Annotated in this window: 15 protein-coding genes, 2 rRNA genes and 1 pseudogene; 10 read left to right on the top strand and 8 right to left on the bottom strand. The window is 65.6% G+C overall.

Features of this window, described 5'->3' with window-relative positions; all coding sequences use genetic code 11:
* Positions 1-17: 17 nt before the first annotated feature.
* Together HRU76_00930 and HRU76_00925 are read left to right on the top strand one after the other, a co-directional pair.
* Positions 18-1091: a threonine aldolase gene (locus HRU76_00930; protein QOJ16244.1), complete on the top strand. Its 1074-nt coding sequence runs from the start codon at positions 18-20 to the stop codon at positions 1089-1091.
* Between the two features lie 176 nt (positions 1092-1267).
* Complete coding sequence (locus HRU76_00925) at positions 1268-1846, top strand: response regulator (GenBank protein QOJ16243.1); 579 nt, start codon at positions 1268-1270, stop codon at positions 1844-1846.
* 129 nt (positions 1847-1975) lie between these two features.
* Here HRU76_00925 and HRU76_00920 read toward each other — a convergent pair whose 3' ends face one another.
* The gene (locus HRU76_00920; protein ID QOJ16242.1) at positions 1976-2965 is read right to left on the bottom strand and encodes a hypothetical protein; all 990 of its coding nucleotides are present in this window, start codon (positions 2963-2965) and stop codon (positions 1976-1978) included.
* Between the two features lie 197 nt (positions 2966-3162).
* Here HRU76_00920 and HRU76_00915 point away from each other — a divergent pair, with 197 nt between their 5' ends.
* Positions 3163-3753 (top strand): hypothetical protein, encoded by a 591-nt coding sequence (locus HRU76_00915; protein QOJ16241.1) that lies wholly within the window; start codon positions 3163-3165, stop codon positions 3751-3753.
* Between the two features lie 6 nt (positions 3754-3759).
* On the opposite strand, the gene HRU76_00910 is transcribed toward HRU76_00915, so the two are convergent.
* Positions 3760-4962 (bottom strand): S1 RNA-binding domain-containing protein, encoded by a 1203-nt coding sequence (locus tag HRU76_00910; protein QOJ16240.1) that lies wholly within the window; start codon positions 4960-4962, stop codon positions 3760-3762.
* A gap of 968 nt (positions 4963-5930) precedes the next feature.
* On the opposite strand from HRU76_00910, the gene pilM reads away from it, so the two are divergent.
* The 5 genes and pseudogenes from pilM to rrf all read left to right on the top strand — a co-directional run bounded on the left by pilM (position 5931) and on the right by rrf (position 15200).
* Positions 5931-8279, top strand: coding sequence for a type IV pilus assembly protein PilM (gene pilM, locus HRU76_00905; GenBank protein QOJ16239.1), 2349 nt, complete (start codon positions 5931-5933; stop codon positions 8277-8279).
* Positions 8276-9661: a hypothetical protein gene (locus tag HRU76_00900; protein ID QOJ16238.1), complete on the top strand. Its 1386-nt coding sequence runs from the start codon at positions 8276-8278 to the stop codon at positions 9659-9661. Before pilM ends, HRU76_00900 begins: the two co-directional genes overlap by 4 nt.
* 1084 nt (positions 9662-10745) lie before the next feature.
* A pseudogene (locus HRU76_00895) lies at positions 10746-10865 on the top strand (RNA-binding protein).
* A gap of 1229 nt (positions 10866-12094) precedes the next feature.
* Positions 12095-14923: ribosomal RNA gene (locus HRU76_00890) — 23S ribosomal RNA — on the top strand.
* 170 nt (positions 14924-15093) lie between these two features.
* Positions 15094-15200, top strand: a 5S ribosomal RNA gene (gene rrf, locus HRU76_00885).
* A gap of 91 nt (positions 15201-15291) precedes the next feature.
* On the opposite strand, the gene HRU76_00880 is transcribed toward rrf, so the two are convergent.
* The 4 genes from HRU76_00880 to HRU76_00865 all read right to left on the bottom strand — a co-directional run bounded on the left by HRU76_00880 (position 15292) and on the right by HRU76_00865 (position 20979).
* Positions 15292-16581 carry a hypothetical protein gene (locus HRU76_00880; GenBank protein ID QOJ16237.1) on the bottom strand — a complete coding sequence of 430 codons (1290 nt, stop codon included), beginning with the start codon at positions 16579-16581 and terminating at the stop codon, positions 15292-15294.
* A 91-nt stretch (positions 16582-16672) separates the two neighbouring features.
* Positions 16673-17527 carry a hypothetical protein gene (locus tag HRU76_00875; protein ID QOJ16236.1) on the bottom strand — a complete coding sequence of 285 codons (855 nt, stop codon included), beginning with the start codon at positions 17525-17527 and terminating at the stop codon, positions 16673-16675.
* The gene (locus HRU76_00870; protein QOJ16235.1) at positions 17524-18264 is read right to left on the bottom strand and encodes a hypothetical protein; all 741 of its coding nucleotides are present in this window, start codon (positions 18262-18264) and stop codon (positions 17524-17526) included. Before HRU76_00870 ends, HRU76_00875 begins: the two co-directional genes overlap by 4 nt.
* 36 nt (positions 18265-18300) lie before the next feature.
* A complete protein-coding gene (locus tag HRU76_00865; protein ID QOJ16234.1) occupies positions 18301-20979 on the bottom strand; it encodes a tetratricopeptide repeat protein in 2679 nt (892 codons plus the stop codon).
* A 104-nt stretch (positions 20980-21083) separates the two neighbouring features.
* On the opposite strand from HRU76_00865, the gene HRU76_00860 reads away from it, so the two are divergent.
* Complete coding sequence (locus HRU76_00860; protein ID QOJ16233.1) at positions 21084-21674, top strand: cysteine dioxygenase family protein; 591 nt, start codon at positions 21084-21086, stop codon at positions 21672-21674.
* Between the two features lie 56 nt (positions 21675-21730).
* Here HRU76_00860 and HRU76_00855 read toward each other — a convergent pair whose 3' ends face one another.
* Both HRU76_00855 and ribB read right to left on the bottom strand, forming a co-directional pair.
* A complete protein-coding gene (locus tag HRU76_00855) occupies positions 21731-22609 on the bottom strand; it encodes a hypothetical protein (protein ID QOJ16232.1) in 879 nt (292 codons plus the stop codon).
* 256 nt (positions 22610-22865) lie between these two features.
* Positions 22866-24056, bottom strand: coding sequence for a 3,4-dihydroxy-2-butanone-4-phosphate synthase (gene ribB / locus HRU76_00850; GenBank protein ID QOJ16231.1), 1191 nt, complete (start codon positions 24054-24056; stop codon positions 22866-22868).
* 104 nt (positions 24057-24160) lie between these two features.
* Between ribB and HRU76_00845 the strand changes: the two genes are divergently transcribed.
* The gene (locus HRU76_00845; GenBank protein ID QOJ16230.1) at positions 24161-25417 is read left to right on the top strand and encodes a hypothetical protein; all 1257 of its coding nucleotides are present in this window, start codon (positions 24161-24163) and stop codon (positions 25415-25417) included.
* Positions 25418-25471 lie beyond the last annotated feature (54 nt).

The raw sequence follows: 25471 nt of genomic DNA, 5'->3' as shown, positions 1-25471 counted from the left end.
TGGCGATACACTCCGGCATGCGCACGTTCCGCAGCGACAACAACGCCGGACTCTGCCCCGAAGCGCTTCGCGCGATGATTGACGCCAACGACGGCTCGCATCAGGTCGGATACGGGGACGACGTATTCACCGCCCGCGCCGTGGCCGCCTTTCACGACCTCTTCGGGCATGAGGCGGCGGTGTTTTTCGTCGCCACGGGCACGGCGGCCAACACGCTGACGGTGACCGCGCTCACCGAGCCGTGGCAGCGGGTGCTCTGCCATGCGCACAGCCACCTGAGCGATGATGAGTCCACCGCACCGGAGCGTTTCAGTCATTGCCGCATGACGGTGATCCGCACCGAGTCATCCAAACTCACGGTGGAGGACGTGCAGGAGTACGGCGGCATGACTCGCGGCGACGTGCATCAACCCGCGCCGGGCGTGCTGTCGATCTCAAATCCCACGGAGTTCGGGACGGTCTACACCCCCGACGAAACCGCCGCGATCTGCGAGGCGGCGCATCGCATGGGCTATCGTGTTCACGTGGATGGGGCGCGGTTCGCCAACGCCGTGGCGCACCTCGGTTGTGATCCCCGCGAACTCACCGTCAGCGCGGGCGTGGATGCGCTTTCCTTCGGAGGCACCAAGAACGGGCTGGCGTTCGGCGAGGCGGTGCTGTTCTTCCCCCAGGGCGACCGATCCCTCTTCACCCGCGCGGTCGGGACGTTTCCTTTTCACCGCAAGGGGACGGGTCATCTTCTGAGCAAGCACCGTTTCGTGGCGGCTCCGTTCGAGGCCGTGCTTCGCAGCGGCGCCTGGCTGCATCATGCGGCGCACGCCAATCGCATGGCCCTGATGCTGTCGGAAGCCCTGCGTGATACCGGTGTTTCAGTGCGATTCCCCACGCAGGCCAACGGCGTCTTCGCGTCGCTTGCTCCGACGGTCGAATCGGCGCTGCGCGCCCGCGGGCACCAGTTCTACACTTTCGGTGAGCCGTCGTGGAACATGGCCCGCTTCATGTGCAGCCACGACACGCATGAGGACGACGTGAGGGGACTGGCCATGGACGCGGCGAAGGCGATCGGCGGAGCCGCCGCGTCGGCGCGATGACGACGACCGATAACCGTTCCGGGGTCCGGCTGCGCCATCGGCGCGGACTGATCCTTCTGCGCCGGATTCGCGGATGGCGCGCTCAACCCACCCGTCAATCGGACCGAAGCAAGGAGCGGGCGTGGCTCGACTTGCGTGAAGAGTCGCCATCGCCCGTGAACTGCCGAGGAAACACCATGCTTTTCGACAAGGATGTCCTGACCACGGGCGAAGTTGCCAGGATCTGCAACGTCGCGTCGCGCACCGTCAGCAAATGGTTTGATTCCGGCCAGCTCGAGGGATACCGCATCCCCGGCAGCAAGGATCGACGCATTCCGGTGGACAAACTCATCCGCTTCATGAAGCAGCACGGCATTCCGCTCGACGGGCTGATGAGCGGCAGCACCCGCGTGCTGATCGTGGATTCCGACGAACAGGTGCTCTCAACCCTGCGACAGGTGCTCAAGGAGAAGACCAGCTACGAGGTCAGCACCGCCACCAGCTACTTCGCCGCGGGGTTCGACTGCGAGAAGTTCCGGCCCCATGTGCTGCTGATCGACATCCACCTGACCGACGGCGACGCCCAGGCCATCGCGCGGTTCGTCAAGAGCACCGACGACCTGCAGATGACCAAGGTCATCGCCATGACGGGCAAGCTGACCGATGGACAGGCCGCCCAGCTCACGTCGCAGGGCTTCGATGGCGTGCTGCGCAAGCCCTTCAGCGTCCGTCAGGTGATCGAATCGATCGAAGGCGCCCACGCACTGGTGTACTGATCGTTCGAATCGTAACCGATTCCGCGGGGCCGCGACGATGGTCGCGGCCCCGTTGTCATTGGCGCTCACATTGAGAGCAGGCGGCTCGAAGGCGGCACGATGCTTCACGCCGCGCTCAGCGCCGCCCGATCAGCGAACGACGCGCCCGTCCCACACCCAGGTGTCGCGCCGTCGCCCGAAGCCGTCTCGCCCGCCGAACAGCACCGCCCGCCCGCGGGCCTGATCGAACGCCAAGGCGTGGTAGCGGCGCGATACGGGGCCGTCATCGGCGCGGAAGACCCAGCGCAGCCCGTTCCACTCCCAGGTGTCGTCCTGCCGTCCGCCCGAGCCGACGCCGCCGAACATCACGACGCGCCGTCGCACCGTGTCGTAGGTTGCGGCGTGGAACTCGCGCGCCGACGGGCCGGACTCCGACTTGAGTCGCCAGAGCACGCCATCCCACTCCCACGTGTCGCGGCGGTATTCCCAGTACGAGCCGTACCACTTGCTGCGCCACGACGAGCCGCCGAAGAGGATGGATCGTTTCAGCCGCGCGTCGTAGACCAGGGTGTGGCCGAGCCGTTCGCGCGGTCCGGAGTCGGCCACGCGCGTCCAGCGCGAACCGTTCCATTCCCAAGTGTCGCCCGCGGGTCCGCTCTGCGTCATGCCGCCGAAGAGCACCACGCGCCCGCGATGCTCGTCGTATGTCATGGCGTGGCCCCAGCGGGGCGAAGGGCCGGTGATCGATCGTCGCGTCCAGACGCGACCGTCCCACTCCCAGGTGTCGTTCAACAGGCGGTCAGCGGACCCGCCGAAGAGAACCACGCGCCCGCGAGAGGCGTCGTAGGCCATGGCGTGACCAGAGCGAGCCGACGGCCCGCTCACGGCGACGCGCGTCCACGACTGGCCGTTCCACTCCCACGTGTCCCCGAAGCGGAAGACCTCGTTGCCGCCGAACAGAACCACGCGCTGGCGCGCCGAGTCGTAGACCATCGCATGCAGTTCGCGGGCCGAGGGGCCGGTGGTGGATGCCAGTCGCCACGACTGGCCCATGGCCGGCGCACCCATTGCGGCGACCAGCGTCAGGATGAGCAGCGAAGTGAGGCGAACAGCCGCGAGGCGTTGGGACTGCGTGTTCATTCGAGCGACTCCATCCACCCCTTCGATGCCGCGCAACCCTGCACGGCGGATGATGATTCGAGAAACACATCGTTCCGGTTCGCGCGGGCAGGGGTCGTCGCCCATCCGGCCGGGCGGGTCTTTCGATCGCAAAGTCCGTGATGAGAAAGGATTGCGTCGTTTCGTTCGGTGTGCGATGGGATTCGTAGAATGACTGCGTGACCGACGTGACGACCGATGATCTTGCCCGACGGGCCGCCCGGCTCATCGAACTGGGCCGCGCCGCCAATGTTGACGACGCGTTGCGGCAGGTGATGGAGGCGCTGGACGAGTGGACGCGAAGCCACGTGCGCGCGCCATCACACGGGTTGGTGCGCGAGCACGTGCGCGGTTACGCCATGCAGTCGATGGGGGAGCAGGCCTACCACGAGTCGGTGCGCGACGTATGGCGGGTCGCGGAGGACGTGATGACGCTCCTCGATTCGTATGACCCCGTGCTGGTGGGACGCGCCGCCAAGGGGCAGATTGACGCGGGCGCGACCATCCACATCCGCATTTACACCGATGAAGACGTTGGAGAACTGGCCCAGACCCTGGTGGAGCACGAATACGACGAACCGACCTTCGACACGATCAACACGCGCTGGGGACGCCTGAACCGTCTGCGTCTGGAGGAAGCCGGCGTGCAGATCATCATCACGCGCTGCCGACCGGAGATGCGGGCCGAAGCCGCGGTGAACCTGCACGACGGGTCGCGGGTCGAGGTGCTGACGCTGAGCCGGTTGCGTGAGCGGCTTCGTTCGTCATAGCGTGCGTCAGCCGATTCCGCCCTTGAGACCCTTCCCCCCGCCGAACTTGGCGCGGAGGCGTTCCATGGCCTTGTCGCTGGCGCGGGGCGATTCCGCCTCCTGCTGCGACTTGAGGGCCTTGAGTGAGAGCGAGATGCGTTGACGCCCGAGATCCACGGACAGCACCTTCACGGTCACGATTTCATCAACCTTCAGGTGGCGTGACACGTCGTGAACGCGGTCGTGTGCGATTTCGGAGATGTGAATCAGCCCCTCGACGCCGGGTGAGATTTCGACGAACGCCCCGAATGGCATGATCTTCGTGACGCGACCGGTCACCGTGCCGCCTTCGACCAGTTCGTTGGCGCTGGTCTGGAACGGGTCGGCCATGGTCTGCTTGAGCCCCAGGGACAGGCGCGGCGGTTCCTGCGTATCGTCGATCTTGAGGATTCGGACGTTGATCTGGTCACCTTCCTTGACGACTTCCTTCGGGTGACTGATGCGCTTGTAGGACAGGTCGGAGACATGCACCAGGCCGTCCAGTCCGCCGATGTCGACGAAACAGCCGAAGGGCTGCACCGAGACGACGACGCCGGGCACCTCCTGCCCCACTTCGAGTTTGGACAGCAGTTCCTCGCGCTTGGCGGCGCGGTCTGCCTCGAGGAACGATCGGCGCGAGAGAATGATGCGCCCCGTGCGTTTGTCGAGCTCGATGATCTCGCAGGGCATCTTCTCGCCGATGAACACCGAGAGGTTCTCGATGTGTCGCAGATCCACCTGTCCCGCGGGCATGAAGGCGCGGTGCGAGGCGACCTCCATCTCCAACCCCCCCTTGTTGACGCCGGTGCAGCGAGCTTCGACGGTCTGACCGACCTCGAGATTCTCCCACGCCGCCTTCTGAATCGCGCCGCGGCGTGACAGCACCCACAGGTTGTCGTGTTTGTCCAACCGCTCCAGCACGAAGTCCATGCGGGCGCCGACCGTGGGTGGTTCGTCGAAGTGCGTCAGTTCGCACACCCCCTGCACGCGCGGACCAAACTCTACGATCACGTCGCTGCGGGTCACGGCGACGATGGTGCCGGTTTTCGTGGTGCGGTCGGATTTCGCGGCGCCGGGACTGCCCGGGCGCTCCCGCTCATCGAGCATGTCCTCGATGCTCATGTCGCCGAGGGCGGCCTGAATCTCCGCCTCCAGGCGGGCGTCAAGATCGGTACGGGGGTCGTTCGACATCGGGCGTGGATCGGCCATGGCCGTGGGGTGTCCGGGAATATCCGCTTGAGAAAACCGGACAACCGAGATTGGCCGTCCGGAGGGAAGACAGGAGCAGAAAACGAGATGACGACAGCGCACAGAGCGTCGTCACCAGCTCCACGACGATAGCGCGCTGAAGGGATGTTTGCGAGAGCGGCGAGACACAGCGGGGACCGTGACGCGGTTGGGCGTGTGGACGATGTTCACCACACCGGCAATCGCCTGGGGTTGAACGATGATGAAGATGGGTGTGAACCGCGACCGGCGGTTCCGTCGCACCCGGATCACCCCACCCAGAGTGTCCGGATCGACGCAAGCCAAGCATATGAAAACGCTTAGGACAACGGAGCGTCGTTGTATCAGGCGTTGACTTCATCCACGCATCGACCAAGCAAGGTTGATGAACCGCGTTGGTCCAGTTCACGGCGTTCCCGCCGGGGGCGTGATTGATTCGGAGTTTCCCCAAGTGGTGGGAACCATTCCCGAGAGCGGCTCGAACACTCCCCATGACGGGCCGCGGCCCGTTCACCGAGTCCTTCCGGGCCAGACGTACGGCGTGATCCACCTTCCCAACAGGAAGGGGTCACGCTGCACGCGCTTGGCCAGAACGGGCGGCACGTTGCGCCGCGCCGCGAAGAGTGAACGCTTGCAGGATGCCCCTCTGGCGGTGGTTGACAGACGGGGGCAAAGTCGTCATGCTGCCGATGGGAGCGGGATGATGGCGTCGGGGAGGGGGAAGGTCAGAGAATCCGGGGCCGAGAACCTGGCGCGTGGGCGGCGGAGGGGGTGGGGGCGGGAGTCGATCGCCGCACCATTGTGCGAGGAGTTCACCCACGCCACGTTGTATTCTCGGAAACTTTCGGTATCATCGGCTGGTTCCGACCGTTCCGCGGCGGGCGAGGTGATCGTGCGCGCGGCAGGTCGGACCACAGATCTGGAGTCGAAGCATGGCATCAGCGAATGCGGCATGGGGGATCGAGATCGGCGCCTATGCCATCAAGGCGGTGCGCCTGGAACGCGAAGGTGACGAGGTTCGCGTGTCGGACTTCGCGGTGATTCCCCACAAGAAGGTGCTCTCGACGCCCGACATGGATCAGAACGAGGCCGTCCGGCTCGGTCTGGGCCAGTTCGTGAGTCAGAAGGCGATCGAGGGTGAGACGCTGGTGATGTCTATTCCCGGGCACTCCGCGTTCGCCCGCTTCGCCAAGCTGCCCCCGGTGGAGCCGAAGAAGGTTCCTGACATCGTGAAGTTCGAGGCGGTGCAGCAGATTCCCTTCCCCATCGAGGAAGTGGAATGGGACTACCAGGTCTTCATGAAGCAGGATTCCCCCGAGGTTGAAGTGGGAATCTTCGCCATCACGAGGGAGCGCGTGCAGCAGCGGCTGGCCCTGTACGCGGAGCTGGGCATCACCCCCGAGGCGCTGAATCTCAGCCCCGTGGCGGTGTTCAACGCGATGGCCTACGACCATTCGCTTGAAGAGCGCAAGATGGCCGTCATCTATCTGGATATCGGCACCAGCGCCACGGACCTGATCGTGGCCAACCAGGGGAACTGCTGGATTCGGACGTTCCCGCTGGGGGGGACGCACTTCACGGAGGCGATCGCCGAGTCATTCAAACTGTCATATACCAAGGCGGAGAAGCTCAAGCAGGAGGCCGCCACCAGCAAGTACGCCAAGCAGATCATGCAGGCGATGCGTCCCGTGTTCGGCGACCTGCTGCAGGACATTCAGCGCTCGCTGGGGTACTACCAGTCGGTGCATCGCGACGTCGAGTTGAAGACCATGGTGGGGCTCGGTTCGACGTTCAAGATCCCCGGACTTCGTAAGTTCCTGGGCCAGCAACTGCAGATGGACGTGGTGCGTCTGGACGAGTACCGGCGCATCCGGGTTGAGGGACGTGAGGCCGCCTCGTTCGCCGAGAACGCGGTCAACATGGCCACGGCCTACGGCCTGGCGCTTCAGGGTGTGGGGCTGGGCAAGATCGACATCAATCTCGTGCCCGTGCAGGTGCTTCGCGACCAGATCTGGCACGCCAAGATCAAGTGGTTTGCGGCGGCGGCGGCCATCGCCATCGCCGGCGGCGCCGTGACCTTCGTGAGGCCCCTGAGTGACCAGGCGGCGCTGCGAGGTGACGGTCCGGCCGCGGTCACCAGCACCATCAACCGAGGTCGCATGCTGGCGGACGAGTTCTCCAGCATCATCAGCGCGCACAACGCGGTGGGCTACCGGGCCGAGAACATGCGGCGTCTCATGGACTACCGGACGGCGTGGCCGTTCCTGGTCAACGACGCCGCCGCGGCGCTCAACGCCTCCGATCCGCAGCTCGAACTGTTCTCCACGGATCTCAAACTGATCGAACGCATCCCCCCGACCCAGCGGCGTCTGGTTGAACTGATGCACCTGGGCGGCGAGTACGCCTTCGAACCGTGGAACCCCCAGGGGCGGCAGGACGAGGCCTCGAAGAAGAATCGACGCCTGATCAAGGTGTCCATGCAGGTCCGCCTGACCCATGACGAGCCGGGACCCTTCCTCGACCGAACCGTGGCCCGCTGGCTCCGCGACAACGCCGAGCCATCCGGCGCTCGCGTGGGTGTGCCCTATCGCATCCTGACCGATTCGATCAACCTGAATCTCACCAACCTGCGCGTCTATGAGATTCAGGCGGACGGAAAGGCGTCGGACGGAGGCCAAGGGCGCTCATCCGGCGGCAGTTCAGGCGGGGCTCCTCCGTCCGGTCCCAGTCGCCCATCTCAGCCGCAGCAGCCGGGTGGCGGTCGGGGGGCGGGTGATCCGCCCGGCGGCATGGGAATGCCGATCGAGCCGCCGCCCCCGAGTCCGCCGCCCCAGCGTCCCGGCGGCGGGGGTGGGAGCGGGCAGCCACCCTTCCCAGGTGGCGGCGGCAGTGGCGGTGGCGGAGGGCAGCCGCCCTTCCCTGGCGGCGGTGGTAGTGGTGGTGGCGGTGGCCAGCCGCCCTTCCCCGGCGGCGGTGGCGGCGGGGGGGGCCAGCCCCCCATCCCCGGCGGCGGTGGTTCCGGAGGCGGGTCACCCCCCGGCGGCGCCGGGCTGCCGATTGGTCCTCCCGGAGGCGGGGGTGGAGATGACCGCAGCACCCAGGAACTGAAAGACGTGAATCAACTCGCCCCCGTGCCCAAGATGCCCCGGTTCCTGCCGGTCGGAACACGCGTGTACGAGACCACCATCACCTTCACGGTTGAACTGCTCGACAACGCCGCCGCGTCGAATCAGACCCGTGCCGCCGAGGCCGGTGAGGCCGGATCGGAGTCGCGATCATGAATCACACCAAGATCCTCAACTGGGTCAAGAAGAACCTGTTCATCGTCATCTTCGCGGTGCTCATCATCGCGGCGTACGTGGCGCTGCCGATCTTTTCCGGCGGGATCAGCGAGGATGTCGCCCGGGCCATGGCCGCCCGCAAGGGGAAGGACAACGACCTGAGCCGGCTCACGACCACCGGCATCGAGTTGAATGACCCTACGCCCTGGTTCACGCGCCCATCGCAGTCAACTTCGCTGATCAACCCCGCGGCGCGCGATGCGTTCAAGGCCTACGCCGATGCGCGCATGAACGAGGTGACCGAGGTGGTCTCCACGGTCGAGGCGCACAATCGTCGCGGCCGCACCGTGTTCGTGCCGGATCTGCTGCCCGGTTCGGTGCAGGGCGGCATGGCGGAGATCAAGTGGCTGGAACTGAGTGAGAAACTCAACTCCGCGTACGTCGCCCTTCTGACGGACATCGGGGCCGGGGCGCCGCCCACCGCCGAGGGGCTGCGGCGCGAGCTGCTGCGGCTTCAGAACCAGTTCATGACGGCGACGCTGGCCCGAACCGGGCGCGATCGCCTGGAGCCGGAGGAAGAGGCCCAGCTCCGCGACGAGATGGTCGGACGGCGCGTCGCCCTGTGCGAGGAGGCGGCCAGGCAGATTCAGGTCTACGCCTCGCTGGACGCGATCAATCCGCCGTCGTGGAACTACGGGCAGCCGTCGCTCACTCCGACGATCGTCTGGTACTGGCAGTGGGACTATTGGGCGATCGAGGACGTGCTGCGGGCGCTCAAGGAGGCCAATCGCAACGCTGCTTCGGTGCTTGACGCGCCGGTGAAGCGAATTGTCTCGATTCGCGTCGAGGGCAGCGAGGAAGCCCGCAAACGCGACACGGGTGGCGGCGGCGCCGCGCCCGGCGGCGGCGGTGGACCGTTCATCTCCGGCGGCGGCGCCAGCATGGGCGGAGGCGGCGCCGCCCCGCCGCCTGGCGGCGAGAGTGCGGGGCGTCCTGCCGGCGTCGCGCCCGCCGATCCTTCGCAGGAGGTGAAGCCCGATTTCACCAAATCCATGACCGGACGCGCCACCAATCCGCTGTACGACGTGCGCTACGTCAACGTCCATCTGGTCGTGGAGACGGATCGCGTTCCCGACGTGATCGACGCCATCAGCCGCCAGAATCTGATGACCGTCGTTGACCTGGAGATGTGGCCGACCGACCCCTATGCCGATCTGGAAGTCGGCTATGTGTACGGCGGGGTGCAGACTTCCAACCTGACGCTTCGCATCGAGAGCGTCTGGCTGCGCTCCTGGACGGCGCCGTTCATGCCTGACGAGGTGAAGCGGGCGCTCGGCGTGCCGACGCAGACCAATCAGGGCACGTCGCCCGCCAACCCCTAGGTCATCCGCTCATCCAACGCCGCTGAATCGCTCGGAAACCGGCAGAGGAACGACTCACATGAAGATCAAAGGCATCACACTGATCGAGCAGCACGTGGAGAAGATCGTGCTTGGACTGGTCGGCGCCGTCGCGGTGGCGCTGGCGGCGATGCAGTTCCTCGGTCAGGGCAACACCATCGAGATCAACAACCAACCCCTGTCCGCCTCGCAGGTGGACGGCGCTCTGGAGAACAAGGCCAGGTCGTTGGAGGCGTCGCTGCGCGACGACGCTCCCGCCACGGTCCAGCCGCCGGACAGTCCCAGGGTGCTGAACTGGATTCGCACGGCGGTCAAGGACTCGGTCAGCCCGCCCTTGGCTGCGCGCCTGTCGGTGCCCAGTTACACGGTCGCCATCGGCGGCGGGCGCGAGGAACGCCGCGACATGGAGTTCGTGGTTCCGGTCTTCGCCGCCGCTGGCAAGCCCTTCGTCGATCAGCACGCCGACGCCATCGACGACGAGGTGCTCAGCCAGCTGCCGGAGGACGTGCGTCAGCACGTGGTGTCCACCACGGGCGGACCGCATGACATGTCGTGGACCACGCCCGCCGTGCTGATGGACGTGAAGGCCCTGCGCGAGCAGTACGCCGCCAAAGACCCTGACGACAGCAAACTGCCCATCCCCGCGCGGTGGTACGACTCGCGCGTCTACTTCCTCGATCTGGAGATCGAGCGCGAAGAGCTGATCGGCGGACAGTGGAGCGACCGGCAGTTGATCCCCGCCATGCCTGATCTGCGCGAGCACCGCGAGCGAATCAACGGACGCGACCCCGCCGGACCCATGACCTCGGCGGCGACGCTGCTGGATTGGCTGCGAGAACCTTCCGGAGCCAACCAGGCCCAGATCATTCAGCCCTGGGCGCTGCCCACGGTGGGCTCGTCATGGGTGCAGCCGGAAGTGCCGGTGGCCGAAGGCGCCGCGAGCAATCCGGCCATGGCGGAAATCACCCAGCTGCAGCGACAGATCGCCACTCAGCGAACCCTGCGCGAGGCGGTTGCGGCTCAACTGGACCGTCTCGGCGGACCACTGGATGAGTCCGGGCGTTCCGGCAGCGGAGGCGGCAGTGGTCGCGGCACCGGAGGCGGACGCGGCGGCGGGCCGCCCCCGCCGGGCGGCGGAGGAAGCGGCGGCGGACCACCCCCCGGCGGTGGTGGCGGCGGAGGCGGCGGCGTTGACCTCGGCGACGAACGCAGTGGTGGTGAACGCAGCACGGATGCCGCACGTATCCGGTTGACCAATCGTCTCCGGGGCATCGATGCAACCATTACTCGCCTGGAGGACTTGCTCCGCAAGCGAGCCGCGGAACTGGGCATCCAGTTGAACCCGGATCGTGCCGCGCGGCGGTACCCCAACCTGCTTCTCGATGACCAGGTGCTCGTCTGGGGGCATGACCTGAAGGTCACCCCGGGTGCGACCTATCGGTACCGCATCACCGCGCGGGTGTACAACCCGTTCTTCGGGAAGACCGCGTTCCTCGTCCCCAGTCAGCAGCAGCTGGCCAAGGATGTGTGCATGAACGTGCAGACCAGCGAGTGGTCCGACCCGGTGACGGTCAAGCCGTTGACGCGGTTCTTCGTCACCGCGGCCCGTCCCGACGACGCCGCGGGGGCGCTGGGCATCGGCGAAGCCACCATCGAGGTCTATCGGCTGTTCCGTGGACAGTGGTATCTCAAGTCCTTCCGCGTTCAGCCCGGCGAGCCGATCGGGCAGGTTGAGAGCTCGAAGACGTCCGATGGGCAGGCGATGTCGGTGGACTTCCGAACGTCGGCCTTCGTGCAGGACGTGCTGCGAGTTCCCGATGAGGGTCGAACCACTTCCACATCTCGTGGCGGCAAAGTGGTCGTCTCGCTGCCGGATGGGACGCTGGTGGTGCGCGATCCGGCTTCGGACTCGTCGGATCCGGAACGCCAGGCCCTGTCGAGAGGCAGTTCTGGGCTCTGAAACCGCCGACGGGTTGTGGACATCCTGTGGACAGGTCGTGAACGACCGGCTTCCGAGAAACGGAAGCCGGTTTTTGCGTTCCCATCGAGGAGGCGTTCACGACGGATGCGAAAAACACAAAAAATGAGAAGGCGGGCCGGTTGACAGCGGTTGGGAGCCGGATACCCTTCTGGGCTTCCCACGAAGCGTCGCAAGACGTTTTCGGCAAGGCGGCTTCGGCCGCCGGGGCGATCTTTGACAAGTTGGATGCGTGAGATTGACGCGGGCTCCTCGTCGATGGCGACGGGGAGTGTGCCAGCGTACACCGAGAACGAATAGGTGAGTGTCTGAGCGACGACTGCCGATCCGGAAGGCCGGGCGGTGGTCGCCGGGGCTGAAAAGGCGCCCCGGCTGGTCGGCCGACCAGGACTTTTTCGGTCGTCACACGGGTGACGGGACGAATCGGGTTCGGGTTGGTGTGATCAAGTCACCAAGGGCATACGGTGGATGTCTTGGCGTTGAGAGGCGATGAAGGACGTGGAAACCTGCGATAAGCCCAGGGGAGTTGGTAAACGAGCTGTGATCCTGGGATTTCCGAATGGGGCAACCCACCCGCTTCGGCGGGTATCCGGCGCTGAATGCATAGGCGTCGGAAGCGAACCCGGAGAACTGATACATCTCAGTACCCGGTGGAAGAGAAAGCAACCGCGATTCCGTGAGTAGCGGCGAGCGAAAGCGGACCAGCCCAAACCCGTCTTCGGACGGGGGTTTGGACGCCAACATGGTACTTTGGATCGTCTGTGAACCTTCTGGAAAGTTGGACCACAGCGGGTGACAGTCCCGTAGCAGACGTGAAGGAGGCCTCGGCGCACCAGAGTAGTACGGAGCTCGTGAAACTCCGTATGAAGATGGGGGGACCACCCTCCAAGGCTAAATACTCCTCAACGACCGATAGTGGACCAGTAAGGCGACTGAACGATGAAAAGCACCCCGACAAGGGGAGTGAAAAGCACCTGAAACCGTATGCTTACACAGCGGTCGGAGCCCTTCGGGGTGACGGCGTGCCTTTTGCATAATGAGCCGACGAGTTACTTTCTGCGGCCAGGCGAAGTCTCTCCGAGACGAAGCCGAAGGGAAACCGAGTCTGAAATGGGCGTCGAGTCGCAGGAGGTAGACGCGAAACCTCAGTGATCTACCCATGGCCAGGCTGAAGGGCGGGTAACACCGCCTGGAGGGCCGAACCCGTTAACGTTGAAAAGTTATGGGATGAGCTGTGGGGAGGAGTCAAAGTCTTATCAAACTGGGAGATATCTCGTTCTCTCCGAAATAGTTTTTGGGCTAGCCTCACGAGCCACCGCGCGGGGGTAGAGCGACTGGATGGGGTTCGGGGTCCTACCCGGATACCCGCTCCAACCAAACTCCGAATACCGTGCGGCCCTGTCGTGGGAGTCAGTCTGCGGGAGATAATTTTCGCAGTCAAAAGGGAAACAGCCCAGACCGCCAGGTAAGGTCCCCAAACAGTCCTCAGTTCGAAAGGCAGTCGGATTGCCGTGACAGCCAGGATGTTGGCTTAGAAGCAGCCACCATTTAAAAAGTGCGTAACAGCTTACTGGTCGAGGAATCCGGCGCCGAAAATGATCGGGAATCAAGGATTGTACCGAACCTGCGGGGTCGTCTCTGACGACCGGTAGGAGAGCGTTGCTGTCAGCTGCGAAGGGGTCCCGGAAGGGGTTCTGGAGCGGCAGCAAGTGAATATGTCGGCTTGAGTAACGATAAAGCGGGTGAGAATCCCGCTCGCCGAAAGCCTAAGGTTTCCTGGGGAAGGTAAATCCGCCCAGGGTTAGGCGGATCCTAAGACGAGGCCGAGTGGCGTAGTCGATGGACAGCCGGTTAATATTCCGGCCCCTTCGTGTGCGGTTGATCCGGCGTGACGGATCGTGAAGTTCGACGGGACAGTGAAGCGTCCAGGCCCTCGGGCCGATGTCGGATGGAGCGGTTCCCAGAAAAGCCGTCCGGTGACAAGCACGAAGTCCGTACTAAAACTGACACAGGTAGGCGTGGTGAATAACCTCAGGCGCTCGAGAGAACGGTGGTGAAGGAACTAGGCAAATTAACCCCGTACGTTCGCAACAAGGGGGCCCTACTGGCAACAGAGGGCGCAGAGAAAAGGCTCTGGGAACTGTTTATCAAAAACACAGCACTGTGCTAACTCGCAAGAGGACGTATACAGTGTGACGCTTGCTCGGTGCCGGAATGTCAAGGAAGTCGGTTAGGGGCAACCCGAAGCTGGCGACCGAAGCACCGGTAAACAGCGGCCGTAACTATGACGGTCCTAAGGTAGCGAAGTTCCTTGTCGGGTAAGTTCCGACGCGCATGAATAGCGTAATCACTGGAGCACTGTCTCCACCACCGACTCGGTGAAATAGTAGTGGCGGTGAAGATGCCGCCTACCCGCGGCAAGACGGAAAGACCCCGTGGACCTTTACTGTAGGCTTACATTGGTCACGATCCTGTACTGCGTAGGATAGGTGGGAGGCTTTGAAGTTCCGGTTCCGGCCGGGATGGAGCCAACGTTGAAATACCACCCTGTGCATGCTTGTGACCTAACCTCGACTCCCGTGAAGCCGGGCGAGGGACCGTGTATGCCGGGCAGTTTGACTGGGGCGGTCTCCTCCCAAAAAGTAACGGAGGAGCGCAAAGGTCGGCTCAGCACGGTTGGAAACCGTGCCTCGAGTGCAAGAGCATAAGCCGGCTTTACTGCGAGACATACTGGTCGAGCAGTCTCGAAAGAGGGCTCTAGTGATCCAGCGATCCCGAGTGGAAGGGTCGTTGCTCAACGGATAAAAGGTACCCCGGGGATAACAGGCTGATCGCGCCCGAGCGTCCATAGCGGCGGCGCGGTTTGGCACCTCGATGTCGGCCCATCACATCCTGGGGCTGAAGGCGGTCCCAAGGGTTCGGCTGTTCGCCGATTAAAGTGGTACGCGAGCTGGGTTCAGACCGGCGTGAGCCAGGTCGGTCCCTATCTGCCGTGGGCGTTGCAACACTGAAAGGACTCCTCCTTAGTACGAGAGGATTGGGAGGGACCCATCCCTGGTGCGCCAGTTGGACCGCTCGGTCCATCGCTGGGTAGCTACATGGGGCAGTGATAACCGCTGAAAGCATCTAAGCGGGAAGCACCCCTTGAGATGAGTGTTGCATGTCGCAAGACGAAAGACCCCCGGAAGACCACCGGGTTGATCGGCTGCATGTGTAAGGACAGTAATGTCTTCAGCAAAGCAGTACGAACGGTCAATGACTTGATCGCACCAACCGGGATCCGATGTCTCATTCAGCGCGCTCCGCGCTGAGCGTCATCCCCGGTCGGTTCCGGCCTTGCGCCGGACAGACACACACCTTCGGTGTGCCAGCGCACACCCGCTTCTCACGCACTCCAACATCTCCCGTGGCAGGGCGAAAGCCCAGCCACGGATTTGTCGGTGACCACAGGTCCGGGGATCCACCTGATCCCATCCCGAACTCAGAAGTTAAGCCCGGGCCGCCGATGATACTGCTCCGCGGGAAAGTAGGTCGTCGCCGATGTCACGGCCCCCGTCAGGCAACCCTTGGCGGGGGTCGTCCTTTTTGACACCGTCATCGCACGAAAGAGTCGTTCATCCACGAGAACCGGGCTTCAGTTCGGGTCAGGAGCCGTGACGATCAATCGCAGCGCCTCCTCGATACCGGCCTCGAGGATCGGATCACGCCCGTTGTTGAACCGACGCAGCGGGGCGACTTCCACGTGCGGCAGCACTCCCTTGCCTTCCACGGCGTCGGAGTACTTCGGCAGCTTCATGCCGGGATACATCAGCACGTGCCCTTCCCCCACGTCCACAAACGTCGCCGGCAGCAGGGCGCCAGCGGTGGTCGCGCCAACCAGTCGTCCGACGCCTCGCTCTCGAATCTCGTAGGCGATCGCCTCCTTGGCGCTGCGGGTCAGCTCGTCGATGAGGGCGACCACCGGCTTTCGCCACGGGACACGGCGACCTTCGAGCACCGCGAGTATCTGCGGCACCATCATGGCGTTGCCGCCTCGACCCCGCAGGTCGAGGATGAGGGCGTCGCAGTCGCTGAACTGGTCCCGCATCGCCGCCGCCAGCAGTCGATCCGGTCCCTGCATGTGGATGTACCAGAAGTGGATGTAGCCGATCTTCCGGTTGCCGCGATCGATGACGCGAATGCTGGCCTTGGCGGCGTCGAAGGCCGCATACTCGGCCGCATCGATGTCGAGGTTCTGCTCCGGGCCGTCCGCTTCGCGCTGGATCACCAGCCGAACGCGATGGGGCTGGGGCGGTTCCGTCTTGCCGCCTGCCCGACCGTGTTCGGCATCATCGTCGGCCCCGGCCGCTTCGACGCCGTCGGCATCCGCCGGTGTCGGCTCAGGCGGGAGCACGGCGTGGATCGGCGGGTCGGGCAGGGCGGCGTCGTCGGTGCGAAGGTCCAGCAGGGGTGATTGACGCGGGCTGACGCCGTTCATGGTGAGCACGCGGTCGCCCGTCATCAGTCCGGCCTTCGCCGCCGGCCCACCCTCCAGCAGCGTGTGAACGAAGTACGCTCCGTCGAGTTCGATGAGTTCGAACCCCCACATGAGCTCTGATTCGTTCATCAGCGCCTTGAACATGCTGCGGTGCGCCCGCGAGGAAATGATCTGCAGGTGGCTGGCGGGCACCTCTTCGAGGAAGCGGTGAACAATCTCGCGCTCGGCCTCGATGGATTCCGCCGTCGCCGCCTGTTCGCGAAAGCGGGCGGCGATCTCCGGGAGCCGGCTCTCGCGGAACGACCGGTCGTAGTACCGCTTGTGCAGCGTGTCGTACACGCGCCCGAACAGGTCTCCCCGGTCGATCGGAGCCAGCCCTGCGGCCAGCGAGACCGCCGTCGCCAGCACCACCAGCGTCAGATACGTTGTGAAGCGTCGTTCGAACACGATGACCTCCAGACACCAGAGCATACCGCGGGCGGGAGGTGCGGGTTGACCGCTCGCCGCCGATCGTTCGCTCCCTCTCGGTGGTTGCCGGTCACACCCCCAGATGCGGAACGGGTCGCCCGCACTCGGGGCACTGCGGGCTTGACAGACGGAAGAGCAGATAGCCGCACTCGCAGCGCGGCTCCTCGATCTCCACGCGCATCAGCGCCTGACAGCCGGCGCAGGGTCGCACGCCGGGCTTCATGGACTGCTCGAAGCCGCAACGCGGGCAGGTCAGTGTGATGGAGACATTCCGGTCGAGCGATTCGATGGGGTTTTTGCGCCCGGCGCTGTTTTCCATGCGGATCAGCATGGGCACGACGACGACGCCGATGAGCGCCGCCAGGTTGAGCGGCGCCACCAGCATGGTGAAGAGCGTGGAAGGCCCACGCCCGAAACGATCCTCGATGTTCAGAATCTCCAGAACCATCAGGACGATGAGCAGGAAGCCCAGACCGTGAGCCGTCACGGCGGCCCACCGTGCGGCCTGCAGCAGGGGGCTCCTCGCCTTGAGCATGAAGATTTGCCCGCTCACGGTGGCCCATAGCGACGCCAGGAACAGGCAGATGGCCCCGCGCCACACCCAGTCGAACTCGTCATGGCGGTTCCAGTCCCGCCAGATGGCCGTCAGCCACAGGGAGGCGGCGATGGGGGAGGACATCATCGCTGTCCATGCCAGTTCGTGCCGACCGTCCTTTCCCAGCACGCCAAGGTTGGCCAGCAGGAGCAGCGATGTGACGAGCATGATGGCGCCGGTCATGGTGCCGCGCACGGCCAGCGTCGAGTCTGTGAAGTCGGACAGGATGAGATTGAGCAGCGACCAGGCCGCCACGCCCAGGGCGGCGAGCACCAGACCGATGCAGGTGCGTCGCGCGACGCTCAGCCGGTCGGAGTTGATCGCCTTCACAGCATCACCACCGTGATGGACAGCCCGCAGACGTCGCAGCCGTCGCCTCCGGTCTCGCCGGACTGCTTCGCGCCGCATCGAGGGCAGGTGAACGTGAAGGGAAGATGCTCAACGATCTCCGCCTCGCCCATGAGCGATCGAGTATGCGAGAGCACCCACGTCGTCATTCCAAGGGCGGCCGCCAGCACCCCCAGCGCGCCAGCAGCGCGGGCCATGTCCTCGTGAAACTCGTTGCTCCAGTAGGTGCCCCAGGTGTCCTGATGCGCCAGCATCCAACTGATCCCGAACCACGTCGTCAGCTGCAGCGACAGGATGAGCATCGCCGCCACCGCGATGCCGCGCACCACCCGCGGTCCGACTCGTGACAGGTTGGGAACGAGCAGCAGGCCCGCAAAGGCGGCTCCGGCGCCCAGTGCGGTCGCCATCCCTGCGGCGCAGGCGGAATCCTGACTTCGCATCGTCAGACCGCCGAGGTCGAGGATCATGCCCGCCCAGAGCAGCGCGGCGATACCGATGACGATCATGGTCACGACCATCGCCACGGGGATGCGGCGCTGCTCCCATGCCCGGGCGGCGGCCGCCATCGGGAGCATGAAGCCCGCCAGGAGAAACAGCACCGACACCATATTGTTCAGCCACACAACGCCGCGACCGGTCACGGTGTCCAACAGGAACAGCACCAGCGCGGTGCTGAGGAAGGCCGCGAAGAGGGTGAGACACCAGCGTGTCGGCGTCATGCCGCGCATGGTTGAAGCATATCCGACGCCGGCGGCTCACGATCCGAGGCCTGCGTCGGCGATGCGCTTCTCGATCGCCTCCAGACGCCGCTGATGCTGGGGCCGACCCGGCTCCAGGATCGTGAGCGCCATGACGTGTCTCCGAGCCAGGGACAGGTCGCCCTTCTGCAGCGCGATGGCGGCGGCGGTCTCGCGGATCGGAGCGTGATACGGATTGATGTTCACGGCGCGGGTGATCTTTTCCATCGCCCGGTCCAGGTCGCCCCGCGAGCGGTACATCTCCGCCAGCGCCACGGCGTAGACGTTGGAGTATTCCTCGCGCACGTCGAGCTGCTCGAGGTGCGGAATGGCCCGGTGCGGCGTGTCGGAACGCTGCCAGATCCGCGCCATCACGCGGTGCGGCATGGGGTCCGCGGGGCGCGCGGCGGCGTACTTCTCCAGCAGCGGAATCAGCATCAGGTCGGGCTCATCCATGCGGGCCAGCGTGCGCTCGATGGCCAGCCGCAGCACGTCCGGATGATCGGGGTGCTCCGCGAGCCACTGCTCGATCATGGCGTCGGTGACGCCGGTGACGGGCTCGCCGGGTCTGACGGCGGAGTCGATTCCCGCCGCTTCAAGAAGCGTCGAAAAGGCCGGTTGGGGATCGAAGCCCCACGTCTTCACCTGCTCGCCGGCCCAGGCGAGGAAGTCGGCATGGAACTGCTCACGAGACAGGCCCAGGGCGTTGGGGATGGCCTGCTGCTCGCGCTCGCCGTCGAAATAGCGGGCGAGTAGGCGCACCAGCGCCTCCTCGCCGAATCGTTCGTTCATGAACTCGACCATCCAATGCCCCTGCGCGTAGGCCAGGGCGCGATCGGTGGGTTTCCTGGGCCGCACGAAGGCCCAGTTGATGGCGTCGAGGTCGAAGAGTTCGTTGGTGCGCCAGGCATTGACGAGCAGTTGCACGGTCTCCCAGCGGCGCGGGGCGAACTCCATGCTCACGGCGGCGGCCTCGGTGAGCCAGTGCGGAATGCGGTTGCGCGTCTGGCTGAGCGTGATGGTGTGCGTGTACTCGTGCTGCAGCACGCGCGGCCAGTCAAAGGGGCCCAGGTGCAGTTGCCTCGGGCCTTCGCGCGGCACCTCCATGGCGATCACCGGGCCGGTGCAGGCGGCGATGGTGTGGATGAACGGCATCCCGCCGATGCGCACGCCGAACCACTGGTGGTTGGGCAGCACCTCGATGATGGTCTTGCGGTCCGGTTCGTGGCCGAAACGCCCGGCGACGGCGGCGTGGATGCGCTCCAGCGTCTCGGGCATCATGTCCACGAACACACGATCCTCGGTGGTCGGGCTGTAACGGATGATGAAATGCTCGGTTTCCACCTGCCGGTAGGCGCTCATCAGCTCCTCGAGCAGGAAGAGCGAGTTGGCGACGCGCTTGTTGTACCGGTCCAGCTCGCGCACGTCGCGCAAGGCGCTCAGCGCCAGGGCGTCGCGACCGGACTGGAGCTCCAGCAGTCCCAGTTCGATGCGCGGTGCGGGCCACTTGGGCTGGCGAGCGATGGCCTCATTGAGCGCGGCGGCGGCGGCTTCGTACTGGCGGTCGAAGGAGAGGAAGCGTCCGACTTCATAGTGCGCCCGGGCGCTGCCGGGGGAGAGTTCGTCGTGTCGCCTCAGTGCCTCGGCGAGCGCGGGCTCGTCGTAGGTGAGGGCGATGGCCGCGCACCGCAAGGCCAGCGCGGCGCGCTGCTTGGGGTATCGCGCCAGGACGCCGTCGAGGAGCTGCAGCGCCAAGTCCGGGTCGTTCTGGATCATGGCGGACTCGGCCAGCAAAAGGTCCGCCAGGGGGTGCGCCGGATGAAGCGCCTGGAGCGCGCCGGCCGCGGCGCGGGCGCCGTCGAAGTCGAACCTGGCCACCGAGGTCAGCCCCAGTTCGTACCATGCCTCGGCGCAGCGAGGGTTCAGCTGCAAGGCCTGCTGCAGCACCGCCAGCGCCTCGGGCATGTTGTCCTTGTCGAGCAGCAGCCGGGCCTCGGTGAGCAGCACGGGCCAGTGCAGCCGGTCGTAGCGCTCCCGGGCCGTCGCCAGCAGGTCGAGCATCGTCTGGTAGTCACGGGCCGGCTGGCCCCGCAGGCGGCTGCGCACCATGAGGGAGCGCACGCCCTCGTTGAGCGCGGCGGCGTCGTGCAGTTCGCGGGCCAGCAGCAGCGCGACGGCCGGCTCGATCGCCTGGTCGGCCGCTTCCAGCGAGCCGATCGTCTCCAGCGCCTCGGCGCGGATGCGATCGGCGTGCAGCGAGCGCACGCCGTCCAGCACGCGGAGCGCCCCCTCCACGTCGCCCGCCAGGGCCAGCGCCTCGGCACGGATCTCCGCGGGAACCGTGGGGTCGGCCAGCGATTCGTCATCGAAAGCCCAGGCGTTGAGGGCCACCGTGGCGCGACGCGCCGGCGTGTCCAGGTCGCCCGGCTCCCACGCGCCGTGAAAGACGCGCAGATCCTTGCGCTCCTCGTCGGTCAGAAAAGGCGCCTCGATGGCCTTGCGGACGGGCTCGGCGAGTTCGGCCCTGGGGGGAACCAGCGTCGAGCGCTCCGGCTGAGCAACGACCGGCGCCGCAATGAACATCAGGGCCGCCGCGACGAGAGGCCGGAGCCGATGGCACGGGGCGCATCGTCGCTCGGCGGCCTGGGGCGGCGCGGCGCCGGGCGTCAAGGGTATCCGAAGGTGGGTGGGGGACATGTGGCCTCCTGCCGTGAGGGATTTTCCCTGACAGGGAGTTTACCGGACGAAACTTCCCCGGCTTCTCCTTTCCGACTTGGCGCGGCGTGCGGTACACTATCTCCATGCAGACCGTCACGGCTCAACGGGATGTGTCCGGCTGTTGCACGGGAAGCGCTGCCGAGCGCTTCCCCAAGCTGCGCCAACTCCTCGCCTACCTTGACTCGTTGCAGGACCGTGCGGATCTGACGGTTCTGTCCGGGTTGCTGCGCGAACTGGACATCACGCGCACGGACATCGAGGACGCCTGTCGCTTCTGCGACTCCGGCTACCAGCGGAACATCATCAAGGAATCGCCGTGGTATGAACTGGTGGCGATCTGCTGGAAGAGCGGCCAGCGCTCGCCAATTCACGACCACCAGGGTTCGAGCTGCGCCTTCCGCGTGGTGCAGGGTACGGTGACGGAGATTCAGTTCGACCCCACGCCGTCGGGCCTGCTGACGTGCAGCGCGGTCAATCACGCCGGTGAGGGGTACATCTGCGCCTCGCCCGACGCGGATATTCACCAGGTGCTCAACGCCCTGCCCGCTGGGCAGGACGTGGTGACGCTGCACATCTACTCGCCGCCGCTGAAGAACTATCGTAAGTACACGCTGGATACGCCCTGCTGCGAAGGGCAGATGAAGCCGGCGACCTTTCCGGCGCGGGGGGTGTGAAAGCGAGGTGATCGCTCGCCGAGGCGTGGTGCGGGGGGCACCTTGCGCCTGGTCGATCATCTCGGCTTCTCCTCCTGCCAGTCGCGCCGGTCGATCTTCCACCCCGGCTCCGTGGGCTCCGAGACATCAACCAGTTTCGCGTCGAACCCGGCGTTCCGCTTCTGGCGGAAGAGCCACACCATGTCGCGGTTGCCGCCCACCTTCACGGCGTCAATGCCCGCAGGCAGCAGCGTGGCGCGATCGTAGAACACGGTGACGGTCTCGAACTGCTCCGCGCCGCGCGTGCCTGGTTTCGGCGCCAGACGAAGCCCCCACACATTGTTCAGCTGCGTGAACAGGAAGGAATCCTCCGCCGGGGCCTGGACCAGTTCCACGTCGAACAACCGCAGCACTTCCGACTTGGGTTGGCCGAAGGGCATGGGCAAGGGGCCGTCCAGCGACAGGGGGTCGAATTTCTCGCCCGGTCTGGCCATGCGCCGCTTGATGAACTGCTTGTCCTCGACGTTCTTCTCCACCAGCCACTGGCCGTCGAATATGTAGTGCTCGTTGCGGTCGCGAAGGTTCATCCGGGGCGCGCCGTCCGCCTCCACCAGCGTGCCCTTGCGCTTGAAGAGAATCGCGAACCGCCGACCCGCGCCCGCGCGATTCACGTCGAAGTAGATGTCGCCGAGATAGACCTGGGTTTCCTCGAAGATCGCATCGAACGTGCGGCGGTGAATGCCCGCCTCGAAGTTCTCCAGCGTCTTCTCCGACTGCTCCAGGCGATCAAGCAATTCCTCCGCGGTGGCGGGGTCGCCCGTGACGACCGCCTCCTCCGTCTTCACCTCCGTCCCGCCAGCGGGGGGCGGGTCGGAAGCGCGCCATGACGCCTGGGCCGCGATGATCGCCAGTCCGAGGAAGGTGAGCATGAACCGGATGAGCAGCAGTGACATCATGGTTGTGTGCTCCGTTCCAGCACTAAGACACGCGGCGTCGAGGGTAGATTCCGGGGGGTGGATTCCGGGGGGTGGATTCCGGGGGTGGATTCCTGCGGCGGATTCCGGATGGAAGGCGTCAGGCACTGGACATCAAGCCACACCGTTGGCGCGAGAGCCGTCAGCCGACAGCACTGAAAACCGGGAACTGACAACCGAGAAGCGACAACACCTCAGCACTCAGCACTCAGCACTCAGCACTCAGCACTCTCTCCCCTCACCCGATCCCCACCTGCTCCACCACCTCGAGCCCGAAGGCGTGCAAGCCCGGCAGGGTCTTGGGATGATTCGTCAGGATTCTCAGTCTCGTCAGTCCCAGATCAAGCAGAATCTGCACACCGACGCCGATCTCGCGCTGATCCATCGGCTGGGCCTTTCCGCCGACGCCTTCGGGCCGCGTCAGGTCGGGGGTGTTGACATCATCGGTTGCATGTCGCTGCAGGCGAAGCAGGCGGCTGCGCAGGTCGTTGCCGTACCCTTCCGGCCGCAGGTAGACGATGGCGCCGCGCCGCGCCTGCTGGATCATCCGCATCGACGCCAGCAGATCGCGCCGCGTGGGGTTGGAGAGTTCCTCGAACACGTCCCCCAGCAGATCGCGCCGGTGCATGCGCACCAGCACCGGCTCGTCGATCCGCACCGGGTGGCCGAGGGCGTCAAGGTCGCCCACCCCGCCCACGGTGAGGGCCACGTGAGGCAGGGGGTCGATCGCCGTGCGGAAGGCGATGAGGTTGAACGACCCCTGGGGAGTTTCGATCACCGTGCCGGCCTTCGGCTCCAGTCGTTCGACCAATCGCTCGCGGGCCAGCCGGTACTCGATGATCTGCTCCACCGAGCACATCTTCAGCCCGTGCGCGGCGCAGAACTGCTCGAGTTCAGGCAGCCGGGCCATTTCGCCGTCATCGCGGCTGATCTCGCTGATGACCGCAGCGGGTCGGCAGCCGGCCAGCCGCGCCAGGTCCACCGAGCCCTCGGTCTGCCCGGTGCGGACCAGCACGCCGCCCTCGCGCGCCCGCAGCGGAACCATGTGCCCCGGCCTCACCAGGTCATCCGGTCGGCTGTTGGGATCGACCGCGATGCGCACCGTCTTCGCCCGGTCGGAAGCGCTGATGCCCGTCCCCACGCCATGCCGTGGGTGTCCGTCAATCGATACCGCCATCGCCGTGCCGCGGAGCGATGTGTTGATGCCCGTCTGCGGGTGCAGGTCCAGCCGGTCGCAGTCGGCGGCGGTCATCGCCAGACAGAGATAGCCGGGCGTGTGGCGGGTCATGAAGCGGATGATTTCGGGCGTGATCAGTTCACCCGCGCAGACAAGGTCGCCCTCGTTCTCGCGGTTCTCGTTGTCCACCAGCACGATCATCCGCCCGGCGCGCAGGTCGGCCAGAATGTCCTCGATGGGCGCAAATGGCATGGGCGGAAGTGTATTCGGGTGGGCCGGCGCGGAGAGGTGTTGTCTGTTCCGCGAACGGTGTGTTTCGATTCCTCGATGCCTTCCGCGCTCCGTACAATCCGCCCATGACTTCTTCGCCCACCGTGACGCCCGATACACGCGCCCGGCACCTCGACTGGCTGCTCGCTCTTACCGCCATCCCCACCGCCGCGGGTCGGGAGGATCGGGTGATTCGCTGGGTCGCGAACTGGGTCGCCGAGCGGCCGGGGCTGCGTCTCAAGCGCGACCGGGCTGGCAACCTGATCATCACGCCCGCGCCGAAGGGGGTGGCGCGCCTCGGCCGGGTGAAGAAGCCGCGCGCCACGGGCCGCGCCCGCCCCGAGCCCATCTACATCACCGCGCATCTCGATCATCCCGCATTTGTTGTCACCGGTGTTGAACCCGGGGGCACGCTGCAACTGGAGTTCCGGGGCGGCGTGCATGACCCCTATTTCGTCGGCGCCGCCATCGAGGTATTCGATCGCGCGGATCGCCGCCACATCGCCGCCATCACCGCGCTGGACGCCGCCGCCCAGCCCTTCAAGCGCGTCACCGCGACCCCGCGCCATCCAGCCCGCTGCGCGTCCGTCGCGCCCGGCGACATCGCCCGGTGGAAACTGCCCAAACCCGTCATCCGCGACGGCCTGCTCCACACCCACGCGTGTGATGATCTGGCGGCGGTGGCGGCGGCGCTGGCCGTGCTGGATGTCACGCATCGTGCGCCCGGATTCGAGCATGTGGGAGTTCTGCTCACGCGGGCGGAGGAGATCGGCTTTGTCGGCGCCATCGCCGCGTGCCAGTTGGGCACCGTTTCGAAGAAGTCGCGGCTGATCTGCCTGGAGAACTCACGCTCCTTCGCCGAGAGCCCCATCGGCGCCGGGCCGATCCTGCGCGTGGGCGACCGCATGAGCGTCTTCGAGCCGACGCTGACCAACCGGCTGACCGACATCCTGCTTGAGCACGCCAAAGCACGCCCCGATTTCAGGTGGCAGCGCAAGCTCATGCCAGGCGGCACGTGCGAGGCGACCACGTTCTCCTCGTACGGGTACCGCTCTACCTGTGTGTGCCTGCCGCTGGGAAACTATCACAACATGCGTGATATCGACGGCGTCCAGGCCGGCAGGAGACCCGCCCGCGTGGGATCGGAGTTCATCTCGGTGAGCGACTACCACGGCCTGATCGACCTGCTGCTGCTCGGCTGCGCCCAGCTGGACAGCGCCGCGATCAAGCCCATGCGTGAACGCATGGACGACCTGCTGGCGAAGCATCACGCCATCGTCGGGCTTCCCTTGCCAGGAAAGCACACGACGAGCAGTCGCGCCGGTGGTTCGAGTCGTCGCTGACCGGCGCGGCAGGTCGGCGGCAGGCCGGAGTCCCGCTCCCCGACGGTCGTGTCC

The organism is Phycisphaeraceae bacterium, assembly GCA_015709595.1.
In the GTDB taxonomy this organism is placed as follows: Bacteria; Planctomycetota; Phycisphaerae; order Phycisphaerales; family SM1A02; genus CAADGA01.
Note: the sequence above shows the minus strand (reverse complement) of the source record. Positions and strands in the feature narration are given on the sequence as shown.